This is a genomic window from bacterium (assembly GCA_021371935.1).
GTDB lineage: Bacteria > Armatimonadota > UBA5829 > UBA5829 > UBA5829 > UBA5829.
Genome location: JAJFVF010000007.1, coordinates 49,646 through 69,538, shown reverse-complemented (window position 1 = coordinate 69,538; position 19,893 = coordinate 49,646). Strand labels below are relative to the sequence as shown.

18 protein-coding genes are annotated in these 19,893 nt (G+C 52.7%); 10 read left to right on the top strand and 8 right to left on the bottom strand.

Annotation, left to right across the window (positions count from 1 at the left end; genetic code table 11):
- Positions 1–2: 2 nt before the first annotated feature.
- From LLG46_05670 to acpS, 7 genes are all read right to left on the bottom strand, one after another.
- Positions 3–902: a Stp1/IreP family PP2C-type Ser/Thr phosphatase gene (locus LLG46_05670; GenBank protein ID MCE5322791.1), complete on the bottom strand. Its 900-nt coding sequence runs from the start codon at positions 900–902 to the stop codon at positions 3–5.
- Entirely contained in the window at positions 902–1,933 is a 1,032-nt protein-coding gene (locus LLG46_05665) for an FHA domain-containing protein (GenBank protein MCE5322790.1), read from the bottom strand. Before LLG46_05665 ends, LLG46_05670 begins: the two co-directional genes overlap by 1 nt.
- Positions 1,930–3,285 (bottom strand): VWA domain-containing protein, encoded by a 1,356-nt coding sequence (locus tag LLG46_05660; GenBank protein ID MCE5322789.1) that lies wholly within the window; start codon positions 3,283–3,285, stop codon positions 1,930–1,932. Before LLG46_05660 ends, LLG46_05665 begins: the two co-directional genes overlap by 4 nt.
- A 63-nt stretch (positions 3,286–3,348) precedes the next feature.
- Positions 3,349–4,887 (bottom strand): FHA domain-containing protein, encoded by a 1,539-nt coding sequence (locus LLG46_05655; GenBank protein MCE5322788.1) that lies wholly within the window; start codon positions 4,885–4,887, stop codon positions 3,349–3,351.
- 243 nt (positions 4,888–5,130) lie between these two features.
- Positions 5,131–6,345: an FHA domain-containing protein gene (locus tag LLG46_05650; protein ID MCE5322787.1), complete on the bottom strand. Its 1,215-nt coding sequence runs from the start codon at positions 6,343–6,345 to the stop codon at positions 5,131–5,133.
- Positions 6,346–6,396: 51 nt separating this feature from the next.
- On the bottom strand, positions 6,397–8,007 hold the full coding sequence (locus LLG46_05645) for an NAD(P)H-hydrate dehydratase (GenBank protein MCE5322786.1): 1,611 nt from the start codon (positions 8,005–8,007) through the stop codon (positions 6,397–6,399).
- 3 nt (positions 8,008–8,010) lie between these two features.
- Positions 8,011–8,367 (bottom strand): holo-ACP synthase, encoded by a 357-nt coding sequence (acpS, locus tag LLG46_05640; protein ID MCE5322785.1) that lies wholly within the window; start codon positions 8,365–8,367, stop codon positions 8,011–8,013.
- Positions 8,368–8,556: 189 nt separating this feature from the next.
- Between acpS and LLG46_05635 the strand changes: the two genes are divergently transcribed.
- The 4 genes from LLG46_05635 to tadA are packed head-to-tail and all read left to right on the top strand — an operon-like array spanning position 8,557 to position 11,985.
- On the top strand, positions 8,557–9,429 hold the full coding sequence (locus LLG46_05635) for a hypothetical protein (protein MCE5322784.1): 873 nt from the start codon (positions 8,557–8,559) through the stop codon (positions 9,427–9,429).
- A complete protein-coding gene (locus tag LLG46_05630; protein MCE5322783.1) occupies positions 9,426–9,596 on the top strand; it encodes a DUF3006 domain-containing protein in 171 nt (56 codons plus the stop codon). Before LLG46_05635 ends, LLG46_05630 begins: the two co-directional genes overlap by 4 nt.
- A 42-nt stretch (positions 9,597–9,638) precedes the next feature.
- Entirely contained in the window at positions 9,639–10,286 is a 648-nt protein-coding gene (locus LLG46_05625; protein MCE5322782.1) for a CheB methylesterase domain-containing protein, read from the top strand.
- On the top strand, positions 10,270–11,985 hold the full coding sequence (gene tadA, locus LLG46_05620) for a Flp pilus assembly complex ATPase component TadA (GenBank protein ID MCE5322781.1): 1,716 nt from the start codon (positions 10,270–10,272) through the stop codon (positions 11,983–11,985). The genes LLG46_05625 and tadA overlap by 17 nt, the downstream gene beginning before the upstream one ends.
- Positions 11,986–11,987: 2 nt before the next feature.
- On the opposite strand, the gene LLG46_05615 is transcribed toward tadA, so the two are convergent.
- A complete protein-coding gene (locus LLG46_05615; protein MCE5322780.1) occupies positions 11,988–12,497 on the bottom strand; it encodes a cyclase family protein in 510 nt (169 codons plus the stop codon).
- A gap of 130 nt (positions 12,498–12,627) precedes the next feature.
- On the opposite strand from LLG46_05615, the gene LLG46_05610 reads away from it, so the two are divergent.
- The 6 genes from LLG46_05610 (at position 12,628) to LLG46_05585 (ending at position 19,683) form a co-directional block, all read left to right on the top strand.
- On the top strand, positions 12,628–14,091 hold the full coding sequence (locus LLG46_05610) for a tetratricopeptide repeat protein (GenBank protein ID MCE5322779.1): 1,464 nt from the start codon (positions 12,628–12,630) through the stop codon (positions 14,089–14,091).
- Between the two features lie 245 nt (positions 14,092–14,336).
- On the top strand, positions 14,337–15,212 hold the full coding sequence (locus LLG46_05605) for an NAD(+)/NADH kinase (GenBank protein ID MCE5322778.1): 876 nt from the start codon (positions 14,337–14,339) through the stop codon (positions 15,210–15,212).
- An 89-nt stretch (positions 15,213–15,301) separates the two neighbouring features.
- Complete coding sequence (recN, locus tag LLG46_05600; protein MCE5322777.1) at positions 15,302–16,975, top strand: DNA repair protein RecN; 1,674 nt, start codon at positions 15,302–15,304, stop codon at positions 16,973–16,975.
- Positions 16,953–18,110, top strand: a complete 1,158-nt coding sequence (locus LLG46_05595) for a hypothetical protein (GenBank protein ID MCE5322776.1) — start codon at positions 16,953–16,955, stop codon at positions 18,108–18,110. The genes recN and LLG46_05595 overlap by 23 nt, the downstream gene beginning before the upstream one ends.
- Position 18,111: 1 nt before the next feature.
- Positions 18,112–18,999, top strand: a complete 888-nt coding sequence (locus LLG46_05590; protein MCE5322775.1) for a copper transporter — start codon at positions 18,112–18,114, stop codon at positions 18,997–18,999.
- Complete coding sequence (locus tag LLG46_05585; GenBank protein ID MCE5322774.1) at positions 19,000–19,683, top strand: glycosyltransferase; 684 nt, start codon at positions 19,000–19,002, stop codon at positions 19,681–19,683.
- Positions 19,684–19,893: the final 210 nt, after the last annotated feature.

Here is a 19,893-nt window from a genome sequence, read left to right as displayed (position 1 = left end):
CATCAACCCCGCGTAAAGATAGCGCCCAAGCCCTTGCGTTTGGGCGGGCACTTGCCCTTTACTATTTCGACGATTTCGAGTATGAGGACGGTCGTGTTGTCGCGTCCACCGCGCTCCAGTGCAAGCTCGATCAAATCTTGGGCTGCCTGAGACGGACAGCTCTTTTTCATTGCATCCGCCATCTCATCGGCTTTGACATCGCCCGAAAGACCGTCCGAACAAAGTAAGAATTTATCCCCTACTTTGAGTTCCTCAGTATAGATATCGACATCAACATTCGGAGCGTTCCCCAGCGAGCGCGTGATTACATTGCGAAACGGCGACATTTCGGCCTCTTCGGGGCTGAGGCCACCGCGTTTCACCTGCTCGTTGACCCATGAATGATCCTCAGTGAGCTGCTCGATTTTTCCATCGCGAAGCCTATAGAGGCGGCTGTCACCCACCTGCGCAATAAATGCCTCTTCACCGCGAATAACCAGAGCAGTCATGGTTGTGCCCATCCCCGAGCGTTCGACTATTGCGCGGCCGGCATCGAATATGAGTGCATTCGCCTGCTGCAAAGATGCACGCAGAGACTCCTCAATTACGGGTGAAGAGTCCGCATAATATGCCTTTATGACAGTTTTGAGGGCAAGTTCGCTTGCAATCTGACCAGCATTGTGGCCGCCCATGCCGTCCGCAACGGCATAAAACGATCCCTTGATCGCCAGGACATCAGGGTCGTCCGGTTGGAAAAACTCGAACTTGTCTTCGTTGTTCTCACGCACCCGGCCAAGGTCGGTCTTTGCGCCAAGCAGAGTGATGACCTGAATATCACGCGCATTCTCTGCGCGCTCCTGCCACTTTTCGATAAGCTCGGCAGTGTTTATTTTTGCCGTTATCTCACGGCACTCGTCACTCATCAGGCCACCTCTATTCTAAAGACCTTTTGGCCGATTGTGATCTCATCGCCGTCGAGTATATCTTTTGGTTCGTTCGGCTGGAGCCTGACACCGTTAACGGACGTCCCATTCGTGCTGCCGACATCGGTGACAATAAACAGCCCATTTTCAGCATGCAAATCGGCATGGCGGCCTGAGATGTATGGGTCGGATATAACGATTGTGTTATCGCCATCGCGGCGGCCTATGGTGTTCTCTCCATTTGCAATATCGAAACTCATCGACCCATCATTGGCGATGAGCTTGCCTACAGGCGCTGGTTCACCTTCGGCACTCTCTACTTCGGTTTCAGGTTCCACATCAGGCTCGACTGCCGATGATTCGACATTCTCCTGCTCAGTTTCTTCTTCAGACTCTAGGGCAGATTCTTCAGATGCCTCTTCTATAGGCGCTAAAGGAGCCTGGAATTTGACGGTCATACTGCCGAACATCAGCTCGGCTCCATCTTTTATCTCGACAGCCTCATCGCCTGTGAGCCGCCTGCCGTCGACAAAAGTACCGTTGGTGCTGCCGAAGTCGGTCACACACACATGACCATCCTGCACGGTTATCTTTGCATGCCTGCGTGAAACGGTATTGTGCGTAAGCAGAATATCTGCGTTCTCTCGCCCGACGCTGTTCTCACCAGATTTAAGAACGAACTCACGTGTGCCGTCAGGTGTTACGAGTTTGCCCAAATCCTCAGGCTCGGGCATATCCTCAAGTGCCACAGGCGCGCTGCTGAGCATAAAACCACAGTCTATGCAGTATGTCTCCGAAGGCGGGTTAGGTGTCTCGCACACGGGGCAGGTCACATTGGCGGCGAACTGAGTAGCATTGGTCTCCGGCTCCATAACCATCTGAGTCGCGCCTGCGATTTGGGTTTTGTTCTGATCGAAACCCGGCTCGGCAGGAGCCTCGCCCTCCCATTTGTTCTGCGCAAAATCTGACTTGGCAGGAGCCTCACCCTCCCACTTGTTATTGTTATGATCCCAACGCATTGTCTCGTTCATTTCGTTTTCCCCCGGTCGAGGTTGATAATTGTGCCGACGAGAGTCTTTTCAGCGCCGGAGCCTTGTTTGATCGAGTCGATGGCCTGCTGAATTTCTTGAGCCTGCAGAGTCCTTCCCTGCTGGGCTAGGAGCATCCTGGTCTTTTCGAGTTCATGCATGGCTTCCGTGGGAGCAATCTGCTGGGTACGCATGCCCATTACCGTCTTCTCCAAATTCCTCGACGCTTCGGCAACCTCTATCTCACGCTGGACCAATGGGTTCACGTTGGCAGCTATTAGGTTCTGATCGGCAGTGAACTCCAATACGGCATCGCATGAGACAGTCTCTGTACGGCCGGTCATGGAGTCGTCGTAGATAACTTCGATCTTTGCAACCCTGTATTTGCCTCCCGGCCTGGGTCCCAGGTCAAGCTCAATTACGGCGCTGGTGGTGTCCCCACGTTCGAGATCGGCAAGACCTACCTCCGCCGAGCGGTGGCCGAATGTCGGCAGCTTGTTGTATATCTGCCGCACCTGCACCCATCGCGACATCTGCACGCGCATCTTTACGTTCCGCGCGACTATCATCATCAATGTCTCCAGCTCTTTGCGGAAGACCTCAGGGATCAGCTCCGGGCGAGTGATATAGTAATAATTTCCGCCGCTGCGCTTTGCAATGGAAGCAAGCAGTTCTTCGTTATACTCGCTGCCGAAACCCAGGGCAGTGACCGTGATCCCCCTGCTCTTTTGCTCGGCTACCTGGCCTACGATAGATTGAAAGTCTTTGTTGCCCTCAGTAGGCTCGCCGTCCGTAAATAGCAGCGCGCGAGTGACATATCCCTGCGCCGGAATAGACGCGATCTGGCTGCAGCCCAGAGCGATCCCATCATAAAGGTTTGTAGTATTGCCCACGTCCAGACGGTTGATGTGCTCCTTGATAAGAGCCTTGTTTACTACACGCCGCGCAGGCATAAGAACCTGTGCTGTTTCGGCAAATGTCACGACCGATAGCACGTCGTTAGGCTCCAGCAAATCGACCACATAACCGCATGCCTGCTTCATATAGTCCATCGGCGGACCCTCCATGGAGCCGCTGCGGTCGAGAATCAGGCAAATATTGATAGGCATCCGTGAACCCATCGCAGCGCCGCTGGCGGTTATCTTGGCAAGCAGATGCTCGCGTGACTCACCAGTGGCAAGCGCATACGTATTACCCGGAATGCACTCGACACTCACAGCCGCCATATTCGATGCCATTGCAGTCCGGTTGGCATCCCATCCACCGCCGGACATCTGTGTGGCATTGGGATCCACACCGCCGATGCGGGTCTTATTCGGATCGTCAGGAAAGATCATTTTTGTACTGTCATCCATATCTGTGTCCTCAATTATCCTGCCTGCTCCTCAACATACAGAAGCAATAATCAATAAAAATTACTAAATATCAAATCTAAATTTGCTGTTGCCTATCTGGACCAGATCGCCCGGTTTAAGCTCCTGGCGCTGGACACGATTGCCGTTCACAAAAGTCCCGTTGGTGCTGCCCGAATCGTAGATAACATAGCAGGTCACTTCCTGCGCAATGCGCGCGTGATTGCGCGAGACAGTGTTGTCGTTGGGCAGACCGATCGGTTTGGCTGCATCGCGGCCTATCTCAGTCTGACCTGATCCCAACATATATGTATTGCCGGAATAAGGACCCGATATGGCAGTAAGCCTTGCACCCTGTGGCGGATCAGACGGCTGCGGAAACTGCGCGGAAGCCTGGTCAGGCTCGCCAAAGAAATGTGGCTGTCCCTGAGGCTGGATTGTCGGCTGTTGAACGGGCTGGTGCACTGTCTGTTGCATCGTCTGCTGCATATTCTGGACAGGCGGCTGAGCACCCACAGTGCACTCGCAGTTGCCGTTTGCATCCTTTATCGCCCCGCAGAACGGGCAGATGCGATCCGAGTTCGGTATCTGGACATTGTCAACCATCGGCGGAGCGGACTGCACATACTTCGGCGCGCTGGCTTTGTCATGGAAGAGAAATTTCGTTTTGCCTATCTCGATCACGTCACCATCTCGGAGGACATTTTTCGATATGCTCTGGCCGTCCACTTTCGTCCCGTAGGTCGAGCCCAAATCCTCTACATAATATCGACCGCCCTCAACACCGACTGAAGCATGGCGTTCTGAGACGTCAGGGTCTGTGAAAACTGGTATGTCCGCGAGTTCGCTGCGGCCGATAGTCGTGATTTGCTTATATAGAGAGTATTCTTTACCCTCATTTCGACCCACCAAGCGAACCAGCCATGCCCGCTTGGCCACTTCCTCGATAAAGCCGATAAAGAGGCCGATTGCGCCGCCGGTTATAGCGAAACTGATAAAACGGATCATCCCCGGAGGGAAGTTTGCCGCGCCGCCGCGGTTCAGCCATGCGAGTATCTCAAAGACCGATCCGCCTATGCCGCCACCTATAATGCCGCCGATAGCTCCATTGACCATCTTCTTTGTCGAAAATGTCGCAATTCCCTGGGAGAGGCCGATGAACATGCCTATAAGCGCCCATCCGAATCCTCTGCCGATCAGCAGCAACACGAATGAGAGCGGTCCAGGCATCATAGACGATGCTGGCCGTGCCTGTGCAGGTATATCGGACGGCAACTGCTGCGCCGGTGCGCCAGCTCCCGCAAGCTGATACATGCCGTTATAAAACGCATTACCCATAGCCAGGCCGACCATGCCGCCTGCCGCTCCGACTACAGCCCCCAGCACAGCACTTTTCACCGCATCCCTCGGCGACAGGCCCGATAAACCCTCGGCAATACCAAGCATCAAACCGATTACAAGACCCGATATCAGGCCGATTGCGACAATTGAGCCATAACCTATCGAGCCGCCATCATCCGGCATCAGAGGCGTTGGCTCCATCAAGGCCCACGCGATTATCGCCCCAAGCATCCCTGCAAATGTGTATCTGACTATCCTTAACATTGAAAAAACCTGTTATGAGTTATGTGTTATGAGTTGTGGGTTAGCGCGAATTCAACTCATAACTCGCCAACTCACAACCCATAACTAAATCTTATCCCATGAAGCAGAATTTTGACCCTCAGTTCGGACCGGATATCCGATCCGGTCCGAAAAAGAACTCCGCGATTTCAAATCGCGATATCCTCTTTCGAGCGCGATCAGATATCGCGCCCGAACGCTAAACTAATTATTGTTTAGTGTTGTCTAACATTCAAACCTAAACTTAGACCCGCCGATCTGAATTTCATCACCAGGGGTCAGCTTCTGCTCAGTAATACGAGCACCGTTGACGAACGTGCCGTTGGAACTACCCTCATCACGAATCGTATACTCACCGTTTGCAGATGTGATTGCGGCATGCCGCCTGGAAGCCGTGCTGTCATCTGTCAGAGCAATCTGGTTTGATGATTCGCGCCCAATGATTACACTGCCCTCCGGTATATCGAAAATTCTGCCTGCATATGCGCCCTGCGTTCCTATCAATCTTGGACCAGCCGATTGAGACTGCCCGCCGAATGGCGATGCTCCGGCAGTAATGGTGCATGCACAGTTGCCGTTGGCATCTTTTTTCTGACCGCAGAACTGGCATATATTCGGGTCGACTGAATCCTGCGGTTCGGGAGCGGGCACATTTGCCGCTTGATCGCCAGGCAGCTCAACACCCATTTTCTTGAGCGCTTCGCCTGCAGTGATCCCCTTGGACTTGAATATGGAATAGAACACAACGATTATGATCGCAATGAAGATTACCCCGACAATACTCGGCAGAATATACGACCCCGGCCCAGGCTTCGCAGTTGCAGGCTGTGCATTGCCTTTAGTGGTTGTGCTTGGCTCTACAGGCAGTGTATCCACATCGCCCATGACTTTTACATTCCTCTCAAAGCCGAGGCTGTCGCGTTTTTCGGGAAGCTCGATGTCCGAATCCTTGGTCTTGGTCAGACCCTCGGCGTCCACCTTTACGCTGATCTCGCCAGTCGCCACATTCTTAAATATCACATATCCCTCGTCGGCAGGTGTGAGCACCGCGCTCATCTCGGTGCCCATTCCATCCGTGATATGGACGATCCCGCGCGCTACAGGCGCACCGTCCTGGGTCACTATCCTGAGCCTGACATTGCGGACATACTGGAAATCGTCAGACTTGAGGTTTATCGGCTTGGCAGACTTTTCGTCCTTGGGCGCTGCGTAGTCCACTATCACCATGTTGCCGGTCTTCTTGTCCATCACAAAGAGCTTGCCATCCGTGAATTTGACCGGCAGATCCTTAGCGTCCAGATTGGTGCCTTTGCCCTTGAAGACTTCTGGCAGTGTTGTCTGAGTCTCGCCGAGGGCATTTTTGCAGGTCAGCCAGTAGACATAGCTGCCTTTTTTTGCGACATTGACCTTTACAGCGGCGCATGCTGCACATGCGCTCATAATAAGCAATAAAATACAGATGAGGACTTTCTTTGAAATGTTAATGGCTCGTCACTCCTTTTCTGATTCGTCCAATTCTTGCATGATGGCTGCGCCTATATTGTCTGCCAAGTCGGAGGCAAGCATGGCATCTTCTCCGAGCTTCTCAGCCGCCAACTCCCCTGCCCTGCCATGAATGTAAACTGCGCTGCACGCCTGCATCCAAGTCAACATATCCGGCTCACGGGCAAGCAGTCCGCCTATCATGCCGGACAAAACATCGCCCGTGCCGCCAGTAGCCATGCCGGGCGTGCCGGACATATTTATGAACGCCATCCCGTCAGGTTCGGCGATTATAGTGCGAGCGCCCTTTAGGACAAGCGTCACGCCATATTCTCGCGCAAATGTTCGTGCAGCCTCTATTCTATTTGACTGCACTTTGTCCACAGACGTTCCTGACAACGTCGCCATCTCACCCGGATGCGGTGTCAACACTAGCGGCGCTTTACAATTTTTTACGACGCTCAAATCCCTGGAAATCGCAAACAGCGCATCCGCATCTATTATTGCAGGCTTATCCAGATTCTTAATTAGCTCCAGTGTAAAAGCTATGGTGTCTTCGTCCCTGCCGAATCCCGGTCCGATCACCACTGCATCACGCTTCTCAATTATCTCAAGGACATTATCAAGCGATGCCATCCCGAATGCGCGGGATTTGCCCTCGGGCACAGGGATAGTCATAGCCTCCGTGAGCTTTACTTCTATAATATCATTGAGCGACTCCGGCACGGCTACTGTTACAAGCCCAGTCCCGATCCTGAGCGCTCCCATTGCGGCAAGAGTCGCGGCGCCGGTCATGCCGACTGAACCGGCAACAATCGCCAGATGCCCCATATCGCCCTTATGCGCGCCAAAAGGTCTGCCGCTGATAAATAATGGGCTTCCCTCCAGCATCCATGTCTGAAACTCATTAGAACTCAGAACGGCTTCATCGGGAATACTTATATCCGCCGTCACCAGTTCGCCCACATACTCAGCGCATTCGGCTGAACTCACCATACCTATCTTCGGAAGTGCAAGAGTAACCGTCATATCCGCTCGAACTGCGCTTTCGCCGATATGTTCCTTGCCTAACGGCGGTCCAAGAGGTCTGCCTGTGTCCGCATCTATTCCTGACGGAATGTCGACAGCAATCAATGGGCATCCTCTGCGGTTCATAGCGCCGACCACTCGTGCAATCTCAGGTTTCAACTCTCCCTTTACGCCTGTTCCCAGAAGAGCATCTATAACAAGATGGCACGGCTTAATTGCCAGGCCGAGAGCATCTGTATCTTTGGAATAGTCAATATCCAGACCGATCTTTTGCGCTATCTCCAGGTTTGTGAGCGCGTCTCCTTTGGCTTTCTTGCGATCACCAAAATAAAATATTCTCACGTTCGCGCCTGCGTTGTAAAGGAACCGAGCCGCCACAAATCCGTCGCCGCCGTTGTTGCCCGGTCCGGCGACAATTAGTATATTCCTAAGCTCCACGCTGCCGAGCAGTTCCACTGCAGCTTCATAGACGGCGCGCCCGGCATTTTCCATCAACAGTATGCTTGGAATCCCGAACTCCTCAGTCGCGCGTCTATCGAGGTCACGCATCTGCTGTGCCGTCACAACCGGCAGCATGTCCAGATTATTCAACCCTCATTCCTCCACAATCGCAACTGCGCTCGCATAATTCTTCGTATGCGACACACTCAAATGCACTCTCGCCTTGCCTGCCGCACCTTTCGCCTCGCCATGGAGCTTCACCTCCGGCTTGCCCAGAGCGTTATTGACTACCTCGACATCCTGCCAGGAAAACGACCTGCCCAGAGCCTTGGCCACGGCCTCCTTGGCTGCGAACCTGGCGGCAAGGTGAAGATATTTCGACTGCTTAGGCAGTGAATAATCCAGTTCGGCCTGTGTAAATACGCGGCGCGCAAAAGCCTCTTCGCGCTCCAGCACTTCACGTATGCGCGCGGTCTCCACTATATCCGTCCCTACACCTAGTATCGGCATTTTTACCCCACATATTTGTAGTAACGCTTACTCTTACGCCGAAAACTCGAAAACTCCTGCATTTGACTGTGCATGGTTTAGTTATTAAGATAGATGCGGGCATATTGGCTCAGCAGGAGCTTCGCCCTCTCAGAAAACCATCATTGTAGCGTGAACTGACATATTATTCGGTTGCTGACTGGAGTAATCATGCGCAGACTATTATTGCCATTGCTTATAGTAATCATCGCCCTTACTGCGGGTATATATGTCGGCTACATCACTGCCAGACAGGACAATATGCCCAAAGGACCGGTCATCAGAATAGATTTCCTTGATGCCGACCTTGGCAATGGCGCGCTTGTTCGCACACCCGAGCACGAGTGCATTCTGATTGACCCCGGTTCCCGCCGGACGGCAGTCGCACTCGCTGCATACCTGCAGGATACGGGCGTGAAAAGCCTGGAAGTCATTGTGACCAACCCGACAGCCAATCGAGGCGGAGCACTGGAAACCATCATCAGCCGATTCAAGGTGAAAAGGATCCTTCGGGGTGAGAAAACAGGATCGTCGGGCGAATGGAAGAGAGCCATCGACTATGCAAATGAGCACAACGTTCCCCAGACAAATATCCGCGGCGGCGATATGATCAGGCTGTCTCGATCCACGAAACTGGAAGTTCTGAGCCCGCCGCCCGGACTGCTGTCACAAACAGACTCAGACTCGGACAGCAACTCACTGGTTGTCAGGCTCACGTTCAAGGGCAAACGGTTCTTGTTTACATCCGATGCCGGCGGGAGTGCGCAAAACTATTTGGTCAAATCCGGCATCGACCTTCAAAGCAATGTGTTGGCCATCTCTAAAGCTGCCAAATCAGATGCGATTACACTTGAATTCCTATCGAGAGTTCGCCCGGAACAGTGCATATTATCATCCTCCAGACACCCAAACCGGGTGATTTTGCAGAGAATTGACCCAAAAAATACCGGTGCAGCGCTACATCGGACCGATAAAGATGGCACAATAAGTATTATAAGCGATGGCCGCACTATCATCACGAACACTATAAAGGAGCGGCCATGACAGAGAAAAAACTGCGCGCGTTTGTCGACAGGGTCGAAAACGAATATGCCGTTGTCCTGCTTGATGAGGAAGGCGTCCAGATAGACTGGCCGGTTGATAAACTGCCTCCTGAGGCAGTCGAAGGGACAGAGTTGACCATAACCGTGCGCGTGAATAGCAGTCAATAGGCTGCGGTGAGTTCGCCCCGCCGCCTATATTAGTGGGGTGATATGATGCAGCTTTCCGATTCTTCAGCACAAACGCTTAACTATACCGGTCCGGTCGTTGTGATTGCGGCCGGCACCGGGGGACCACAAGCTCTCACTCAGATACTGCCTCAGTTCCCATCCAGCTTTCCAGGCACGATAATCGTCATCCAGCAGATGCGAAACGGTTTTACACGTGTGCTTGCGAATATGCTTAATCAGATGTGCAATCTGCCGGTTCATGAGCCTGTTGATGGACAGGCACTGCAACCGTCACGTATTTTGATGACACCCAGCAACTGCCGTCTGATGTTCACAAAGGATGATTTCGGCACGCCGGGTATAAGAGTGCTCGTCGAAGATATTGATGACCTGCCGGAAGAAAGGCGCTCTCGTGTCGATCATATGATGACTTCTATAGCAGGTACTTTCGCCAAACAGACTGTTGGAGTCCTGCTGACCGGCATCGGCACCGATGGACGCGAGGGACTTCGCACAATTCACAGCGCCGGAGGGATTACCATCGCGCAGGATTCGGCTTCAAGCGTTGTCTTCGACTTACCCTCATATGCAATAGAGGCGGGGGTTGTCCATGAGACATTGCCGCTCTGGAATATTGCGGACCGTATTATCGAACTTGCAAAGGAGAACGCCGATGCAATCGCTGCCTAAGACACGACTTGGTGATATGCTGGTCGCAGCAGGTGTGCTCACCGGCGATCAACTCGATTGGGCACTTGAAAAACAAAAACAAAATTACAAGCGCCTGGGACAAATTTTGCTCGAAGCGGAACTGGCCTCTGAAGATGATATAGCCGAAGCACGTGCACTTCAACTTGAAATGCCTCATATTCAATTGGGTGAGTATCCGATTGCAAGTGAAGTGACACGGCTCGTGCCTGAATCGATTGCCCGCACATATACCCTGGTGCCGGTGAGCGTTTCAAACGAAAAGCTTGCGGTCGCTATGTCCAATCCCATGGATGTTGAAGCAATAGACGCGGTCGCGAGAAGCAGCCGTATGCGTGTCGAGCCACTGCTGGCAAGTGAAGCGCGCATCATGGCGACTCTGGATCAGGTCTATGGCGGTTCAAGCGGGGATGACATCACCGCGTCCATCGAGGAAGCCGTCTGCGGTGTCGATATTCAAATCCAGGAAAACGATCTTTCAAACGATATAGCCGAAGAGCGCAGACAAAGTGGACAGGCACCGGTCATCAAGACAGTGAACCTCGTCCTGCAGGAAGCTGTTAAGCAGCATGCCAGTGATATTCACCTTGAGCCTAGAGCCAACCATCTGGAAATTCGTTATCGAATCGATGGCGCTCTTCAGCACATTCGTAATCTGCCCAAGGCCATCCAACCAGCGGTAATCAGCCGTATCAAGATCATGTCCGAACTCGATATAGCCGAAAAGCGCAAGCCGCAGGACGGCAGAATTGCATTGAGGGTCCATAACAAAAATATCGACCTGCGTATCTCCACACTGCCTGTCCAATATGGAGAGCGTGTGGTTATGCGTGTCCTGGACAAGTCAGCGCAGCAGTTTTCGGTTGAAAAGCTCGGGTTCGCAGAGCAAGAACATGCCGTATTTGAGAGCCTTATCCGAAAGCCTCACGGGATAATACTGGTCACAGGTCCCACAGGCAGCGGCAAAACCACAACTCTCTACGCCGCACTGACACACATCAAGTCAGAAGACACCAACATTATGACATGCGAAGACCCCATCGAATATGAACTCGACGGGATCAACCAGTCAGCAGTCAATGTAAAGGCAGGACTGACATTCGCGGCGCAGCTTCGAGCAATTCTGCGGCAGGACCCGGATGTTATCCTGGTTGGAGAAATTCGAGACGGTGAGACTGCTGAGGTTGCATTCCAGGCCGCTATGACCGGACACCTTGTCTTTTCAACCCTTCACTGCAACACCGCTCCCAGCGCTATTACGCGTCTTGTCGATATGGGAGTCGAGTCTTTCCTTATTGGCTCGTCCGTAATAGGCGTGCTTGCACAGAGACTTGTGCGCACGCTCTGCCCGCGCTGCAAATCTCCGTATAAGCCGACAATTGACGAACTGGCTCTGCTTGGTATTGAAGACATTGATGAAAAAGCGGAGTTCTACAAGCCCGTCGGTTGTCCGCAGTGCAATATGCGCGGCTATTCGGGTCGGCTTGCAATCTTTGAGCTGATGCCGGTAAATGAAGAGATGCGGCGCCTGGCGCTGCATAACCCTACTGCCGACCAGGTACGCGATGTGGCTGTCGCAGCCGGCATGAGATCCATGAAAGACCATGCCGTAGAAAAAATCATGGCGGGGCTTACCACAATAGACGAAGTGCGGCGTAAAGTGTTTGTCGAGGACGAATAACACTATTCTTCTATAGCGATCACGCGCGCCTCGGCGCTGTATACATCATCAACCTTGAGCGGGAGCGCAACAAGCCGGACTATCGACTTGCAAAGCTCGCCTATGTTGCTCAGGCAGTGAACGAGTATGCAGTTGTTGTGGATGAGCAGGTCTGCTGCTTCCGTTGTGATCGGAAAGTCCGAAGCAATCGTGCGTACGCCGCCCTGCAGCAGATATGAAGCGGCCCCTATCGTCAGCACAGGTGACTTGGTGCGCAGGCCGGAAATATAGTGATCGCACCAGTCCGTGTGCAGTATGCACCCACCTATATCGGCTACACCTGTTTTCGATATATCCCCAAGGCTGATCTCTGTCTCGTCGGCGCGGTCGGTAAGATCGACCACCGTCGCAAGCGTGACCAAATCATCCAACGCTATACGACTGATAGGATCGGCGGAACGGACAACCACCGGAATTACATCCCCTGTCACATTCTTTCGATTGACGCCATGCGTAAGATCGACTATTCTCATAAACTTTATGTTACCTCTGAAAACTTATAAAATGCAAGAGCTTGCGAACTTGTTTTGAAGAACAGGCGCTGGTATAATATGGGCGGTGCGCGCAATGCCGCACGATCAACACTTGACGGAGCTGTATAAGATGAATAGATTCTGCTTCATGATGCGTAATATTCTTCCAATTATACTGGTCGCGTTGTTGGTGCCGATGGCGGCAAACGCAAACACCGAAGATGGTGTGAAACTCTACAAGCAGGGCAAAGTGGACGAGGCGATAGTCTCGCTTTCACAGACAGCAAAGTCCAACCCTAAGGACGCCACATGCAGGCGCTGGCTGGGCTACATTTACCTGTCACAGAAGAAATTTGACGATGCGCTGGTGGTGCTCAAAGAGGCGCGTGCGCTCAATTCCGACGGCTCGGACCTGCGGTTCAACCTGGGCATGGCCTATCTGCAGACCGGCGATGCCAAATCTGCTGTGCCTGAATTCCAAGAGGCCGCTAATCAGCGCAAGGACTGGGCTGAAGCACATTACTGGCTGGGTAACTCATATTTCAAGTTGCAGGACTCGCAGAATGCAGTCGAAGAGTTCAATAAAGCGGCCGCGCTAAGCCCGAATGATGCAAATATTCACAACAACCTCGGCCTCGCGCTTGGAGAGATCGGCAAAGCTGACGAGGGAATAGCCGAACTGCGAAAAGCCACCAGATTAACGCCGCAGAATGCCGACTTCTGGGTGAATCTGGGCATAGCGCTTAATAACAATAACAACACAAGGGATGCATGTTCAGCTTTTGAAAAAGCGAGCGCTGCCGATCCACAGAACTATGCCGCACGCACCGGCCTTGCCGCAATTTTTGCTGCTAAGGGCGAAGATGAAAAAGCTCTGGCGCAATATGAAGCCGCCGCCAAGATCAAACCTGAAGAGTTTATCCCTCAGTATAACCTTGGTGTGCTCTATCTGAAAGAGAACAAATTCCTGGATTCTACGGAAGCGTTCAGAGCTGCTCTTAAAACAAAACCCGATGATGTCGAGACTCTGGCCTACTTGGGATGGGCATTGTTCAAGGCGGGTAAGGTCGATGAAGGAATCGAAAAGATGTCTGAAGCGACCACAAAAGACCCGAAATTTGCACCGGCATGGCAGAACCTCGCAACTGTCTACACCTCATTGGACAAAAATGCCGAGGCGGAAAAGGCCTGGACAGGGCTGCTTGCAGCAGACCCGAACAATGCAGGCGCAGCACTAAACCTTGGATACATCTATCTCACAGACGGCAAAAACGACAAGGCATTGGAAGCATATAATACTGCTGTAAAACTCGACCCTAAATCCGGCAGCGCATATTTCGGCATAGGATCGGCTCTTGCGAAAATGGACAAATCGGACGGGGCCATAGAGAAGTATAAGCAAGCGATCAGCCTGGATCCCAAATTTGCGCCCGCTTACAATAACCTGGGTGTGGAGCTTGAAAAGAAAGGCCAGATCGATCAGGCCAAAGAGCAGTATCGCAAAGCCCTTCAGATAGACCCTAAGAACGAAGAAGCCATCAAGAACCTTGAGCGCTTTGGTGAAAAACCCGGACTTGAGAACCCCGGAGCGTGATGGGTGTCGGGTGACGGGTGCCAGGTATCGGGTGCCAGGTATCGGGTGCCAGGTAACGGGTAACGGGTGACGGGTGACGGTGATCGGCACAATTTTGAGGACGGTTTCTTAAGAATCAAGTCATGAGATGCCGATCCGTCACTGAGAATGAAAACGTGGAGTCTGGACTCTCTGCTCTCCACTCTCCACTCTCAGCTCTTTGGAAGTCGAGGAATCTGCTTTTAGCCCGAACGTGAGTAAAAATATTGAAGACAATCGGTCTTGCGCCAAATCCGAATAAAGAGGACGCCGTGCAGCTTGCCGCCGAACTGGTGGACTGGCTCGCAGAGCGGCACGTGCGTCCACTTATAGCAGAGGATGTGGCCGAAGGCATGGGAAGGCCGCAGTTCGCCGTCACGGAGGCGGAAGTGCTGGACGCAGACCTGCTGATGGTGCTCGGTGGCGACGGGACAATGCTGCGTTGGGGCAGGCTCGCGGCTCCTCGCGGAACGCTTATGATCGGCGTCAACTTCGGTCAATACGGGTTCATCACGGAGACGCATCCTGATGAAGCAAAAGCTGCACTGGCTAGGATTCTGGACGGTGATTACACGATAAGCGAAAGAGTGGTCCTCAAGACAACTGTGACTCGTAATGATGAGCAGATCGGATCGTTTTATGCACTCAATGATGTCGTGGTATCAAAAGGGCCATTCGCACGAATGCTCGGGTTGAACACATTCGCCGACAACAAATTTATCGTGACCTACACCGCTGACGGAATAATCATCGCAAGCCCTACCGGCAGCACAGCATATTCACTGTCTGCAGGCGGACCGGTGGTCCACCCGGACGTCGACGTGCTCATCATCACACCCATCTGCCCCCACACTATGAACGCGCGATCCCTTGTAGTACCCGATACCGAAAGCGTGCAGATCGTGCCCGAATGCCGCGAAGATAAACCCGATATAATGGTCACGGTGGACGGCCAACTGGGGCAGCACCTGATCTGCGGCGATAAGGTGGAGGTGAGCAAGGCAGACTTCACCGCCAGACTGGTCCAACTCAACGCTCACAGCTTCTATTCCAAGCTGCAGCGCAGACTGCACTGGGGACAGAGGTTCAGCGGTGGACAATAATCATGGATTGATGGCTTGATGGCGGGATAGTTTGATAGTATAAGCTGACTGCCAACAGCCAACCGTCAACCGACAACTTTTCTAGAACAATGCTGATCGAACTCCACATCCAAAACTTTGCTCTGATAGACGAACTGCACCTGGAAACGGGACAGGGATTCAACGTGCTCACGGGTGAGACAGGCGCGGGCAAGTCGATCATCGTGGACGCGATGAGTGCGGCGCTGGGTGAACGCACAGGCAGCGAAGTCGTGCGGACAGGCACTGACAGGGCTTTTGTTGAGGCGGTCTTCAATGTTTCAGACAACCCCGAGGCGATACGCACGGCGAGTGATTACGGCTTTGAGCCTGAAGACGGAGTATTGATCCTCAGCCGTGAGATCGCACACGAAGGCAGGTCGCAGTGCCGCATAAACGGACGCCCCGCGACCGCTTCCGTGCTCAAGGACATAACCTCGCACCTGATAGACATACATGGCCAGCATGAGCACCAGTCACTTCTGTCGGTGTCGACACACATAGACATCTATGACGATTGGTGCGGCGAGGATATCATAGGTTTACGAGACCAGGCCCAGGATATATATACGCAGCTGGCGGACTTGTGCAGTAAACGCGACAGACTGCGCACCGACGAACGCGAAAGAGCACGGCTGCTCGACCTCTACAACTTCCAGGCGCAGGAAATATCGGACGCAAAACTTCAACCGGGCGAGGATGAAGAATTGCTCATTGAAAGGAACAGGCTCGCCAACGCAGAAAAACTATACGCGGCGGCCTCCGAAATCCATGATGCGCTCGGTGCGGACGGGGGGTGCATCGATTCATTGAGCGCCGCCGCCGGTTCCGCTGAGAAGATTTCGGCCATGGACCCATCTATGGGCGAGTTCGTCGAAAACATGAACACCGCGCTTATCGCATCGCAGGATGCACTCAGTCAGGTCAGGCAGTATATGGAAGATGTCGAGGCCGACCCGAACAGGCTGGAGCAGGTCGAGGAGAGGCTCGAACTGATCCGCACTCTCAAGCACAAATATGGCGATACCATCGAGGATATACTAAGATACGCAAGTGAACTCTCCGGCAAGGTTGAGGAACTCACCAATGCCGAGGAGCTTTCAGGTTCGCTTGCAAACCGTATAGAAGATATGCAAAACAAGCTGCATGGCATATGTGAAAAACTCACCAAACTCAGAAAAGCATCCGCACCAAAATTTGAAAAGGCTGTGGAGTCCGAACTATCCGACCTTGCGATGGGTAAAACAAGATTTGAGGTAAGTATGCAACCGATAGATCCCGGACTTAAGGGCGCCGATGAACTCGAGTTCATGATCTCACCTAACCCTGGTGAACCGGTTAAGCCACTTGCGAAGATAGCTTCCGGCGGCGAGATGTCCAGGATCATGCTTGCACTGAAGTCGGTGACGGCGGGCGCATCGGTCCCCACTCTCATCTTCGACGAGATAGACTCAGGGATTGGCGGCAGGACCGCGCAAGTCCTCGGTGACAAGATTGCGTCTCTGGCAAAAAACTGTCAGGTACTGTGTGTCACTCACCTGCCACAGGTGGCAAGTAAAGCCGACAGGCACTTTTCCGTCGACAAAGTCGTATTAGATGGGCGTAGCATGGTAAGAATAACTGCGCTTGAAAATGAAGAGAGAGTTGCTGAATTGGCACGGATGCTGGGTGGAACAGAATCGTCCGTGGCCGCCACCCAACACGCCAGGGAGATGCTGTCACTTGCATATCAGAGGGACCATTAGGCTCGACAAACGCACAAAAGACCTTGCAAAACGCCTGAAGCCGGGCGATATAGCATTAATAAACCACGAAGATATCGACTCCACAGCCGCGCAGATGCTCGTGGATGCGGATGTCGCTGCCGTCATAAATGCTGCCAAGTCATGCTCGGGACATTACCCCAACCTCGGCCCGCGTGTGCTCATCGACGCAGGGATCGCGCTCATCGACAATGCCGGCGAAGAGCTGTTCAAAGGTATCAAAGAGGGCGAGCAAATCGAGATCAGAGATGGCGCAATCTGCAGAAATGATGACACTCTTTCGCGTGGTAAGGTCCTTACAAAAGAGAAAATCGACACGCTCATAGAAGAGGCTAAGGCGAACCTGGGCACTGTGCTCGAAGACTTTGCAAAGAATACTCTCACCTACGTCACCAAGGAAAAGTCACTGCTGCTTGACCCCTCTGCGCTGCCGGATGTGCTGACACAGATCAACAATCGGCACGTGTTGGTGGTCGTCAGGGGCGAGACATACAAGCAGGACCTCGCGATTATCAGGCACTATATTCGTGAGATGAAGCCCGTACTGATCGGTGTGGACGGGGGCGCGGACGCTCTGGTCGAGATCGGTCTGAAACCCGATATCATAATCGGCGATATGGACAGCGTCTCCGATACCACGCTCAAATGCGGAGCCGAACTCATCGTGCACGCATACACCAGCGGAAAAGCTCCAGGACTGCCGCGTGTGCGCTCGCTCGGTCTGGAACCGCATGTCTGCGCAATACCGGGAACCAGCGAAGACCTTGCACTGCTTTTGGCGTATGAGAAAGGCGCGGAGTTGATTGTTGCTGTGGGCACTCACTCGCACCTGATCGACTTTCTGGACAAAGGCCGCAAAGGCATGTCCAGCACATTTCTCGTCAGGCTCAAAGTCGGAAACAGGTTAGTCGACGCAAAAGGTGTAAGTAAACTGTATCGGGCGCAGCCAAGCGTAAAGTATGTCGGAATTCTTGCCCTGGCGGCGCTGGTTGTAATAGCGACAGTGCTGGCGCTGTCGCCCACAATACAGGACAGAGTGCAGTCCGTGATAGACAATCTCAGATCACAGTTCTGGCAGTTCTATACTAAGACACGCCCGTGGGAATGGAAGAGATAGAATGATTGACATTCGATATCACATATACAGCCTGGCAGCGGTTTTCTTCGCGCTTGCGGTCGGGATAGTGATCGGCACCTCATTCGCCAAAAGAACACCGGTCACAGGCACGGAACGGAGCACAATCGCCCGTTACGAGAACTCAATGCGTGTTCTCAAGCGTGAGATAGACATAGCCGCTGATGATGCCGCGAAAAAGGCAGAAGTTGCAAAAAATTGCGAAGATCTCTGCAGAGTAATTCTCCCAACGGTCGTCAAAGACAGACTGGCTTGGAGAAATGTGGCTATAGTCCAGACAGGTGATTATGACGAACTGTCGGGCAACGTCAAACTTGCTCTGGAGATGGCCGGGGCACGAGTTAACTCGGTCACTGACATCAATCGCCTATTTCCATTTGATGACGATGCAAAGATCAGCGCTGCGCTGATAAACTGCGGAATAACCCCGCCCGGCGACCCGAAAGAGGCACGCGATAAGATTTTCTCTATTCTTGCAAATATGCTCTATACCGGCGACTATCAGCATTTTCTTTCAAGGCTGGAGGACTCAGGCGTCGCCAAGTTTACAGGTGAATACACCAGGCACAACCGGTTCATTGTATTGGTCGGTGGAGCCCAGTCACGTACCACTTTCAGCCCACATTACATCGACACTCAGTTGATTGCGCAGTTCAACCAGCCCGATTGCGTCGTGGTTGGATGCGAAGGGACCCAATGCATAAGCTCGTATGTCCCAATATGGCATAAATCCGGTATTGCGACGGTTGACAATGTGGATTCGGCTATAGGTCAGATAGCTCTGATCTGCGCGCTTAATGGTGAAAAGGCTCGGTTCGGTGTCAAAGACACCGCCGACAGACTCATTCCTCAGAGCCTGGAGAAGAAGTAATTGGCTGGAGTAAGCGTTCTCATACCTGCATATAACGAGCAGGATATAATAGGCCAGACCGTGCAGGCGGCGCTGGGCATGCCGGACATTGAAGAAGTGGTCGTGATCGACGACGGTTCTGAAGATGAAACGCCGTTTGTCGCTTATGACGCCGGAGCGCGTGTAATCCAGATGAACCAAAATTCGGGCAAAGGCGCCGCCATGAACCGTGGGGCTGCTGAAACGAATTCCGAGATTTTGCTGATAATCGATGCCGATCTTGGTCCCAGCGCGGCTGAGACATATAAGCTGCTCGAACCGATATTAGCCGACCAGGCAGATATGGCCATCGCAGTTATGAAGGCTCCGCCGGGACATAAAGGCGGGTTTGGATTTGTGTTGAAACTGGCGAGGTGGGGAATCAAGAAATATGGCGGAATCCTGGTGACAGCGCCCATCTCCGGCCAGAGAGCGATCCGGCGCAGACTGATCGAGGATATCGGCGGGTTTGAAAGGGGCTTCGGAGTGGAAACAGCGCTCACTATCGATGCACTCCGAAAAGGCTATAAAATTGTGGAGGTTCCCCTGCCCTTGAATCATCGGGTGTCCGGGCGCAACTTAAAGGGCTTTGTGCATAGAGGGCAGCAGTTTATAGATATTGTGCGAGCGCTGTGGAAAAGGAAAGGCACTAAATCAAAATTTTGAATTCTGAATTTTGAATTCTGAATTTTTGAGAGCCTATTGCAAAGACATACAGCCTCTCAAATTCAGTCATTCCGAACGAATGTGAGGAATCTGCTTTGAACCTAAGGTTGTAGAAAAAAATTCTCGCTTCGTTCGGGTCGGATGTCCGATCCGACTCGAAACAGAACTTCGCGATTTCAAATCGCGGTGATTTTATTCCGGGCGCGATCA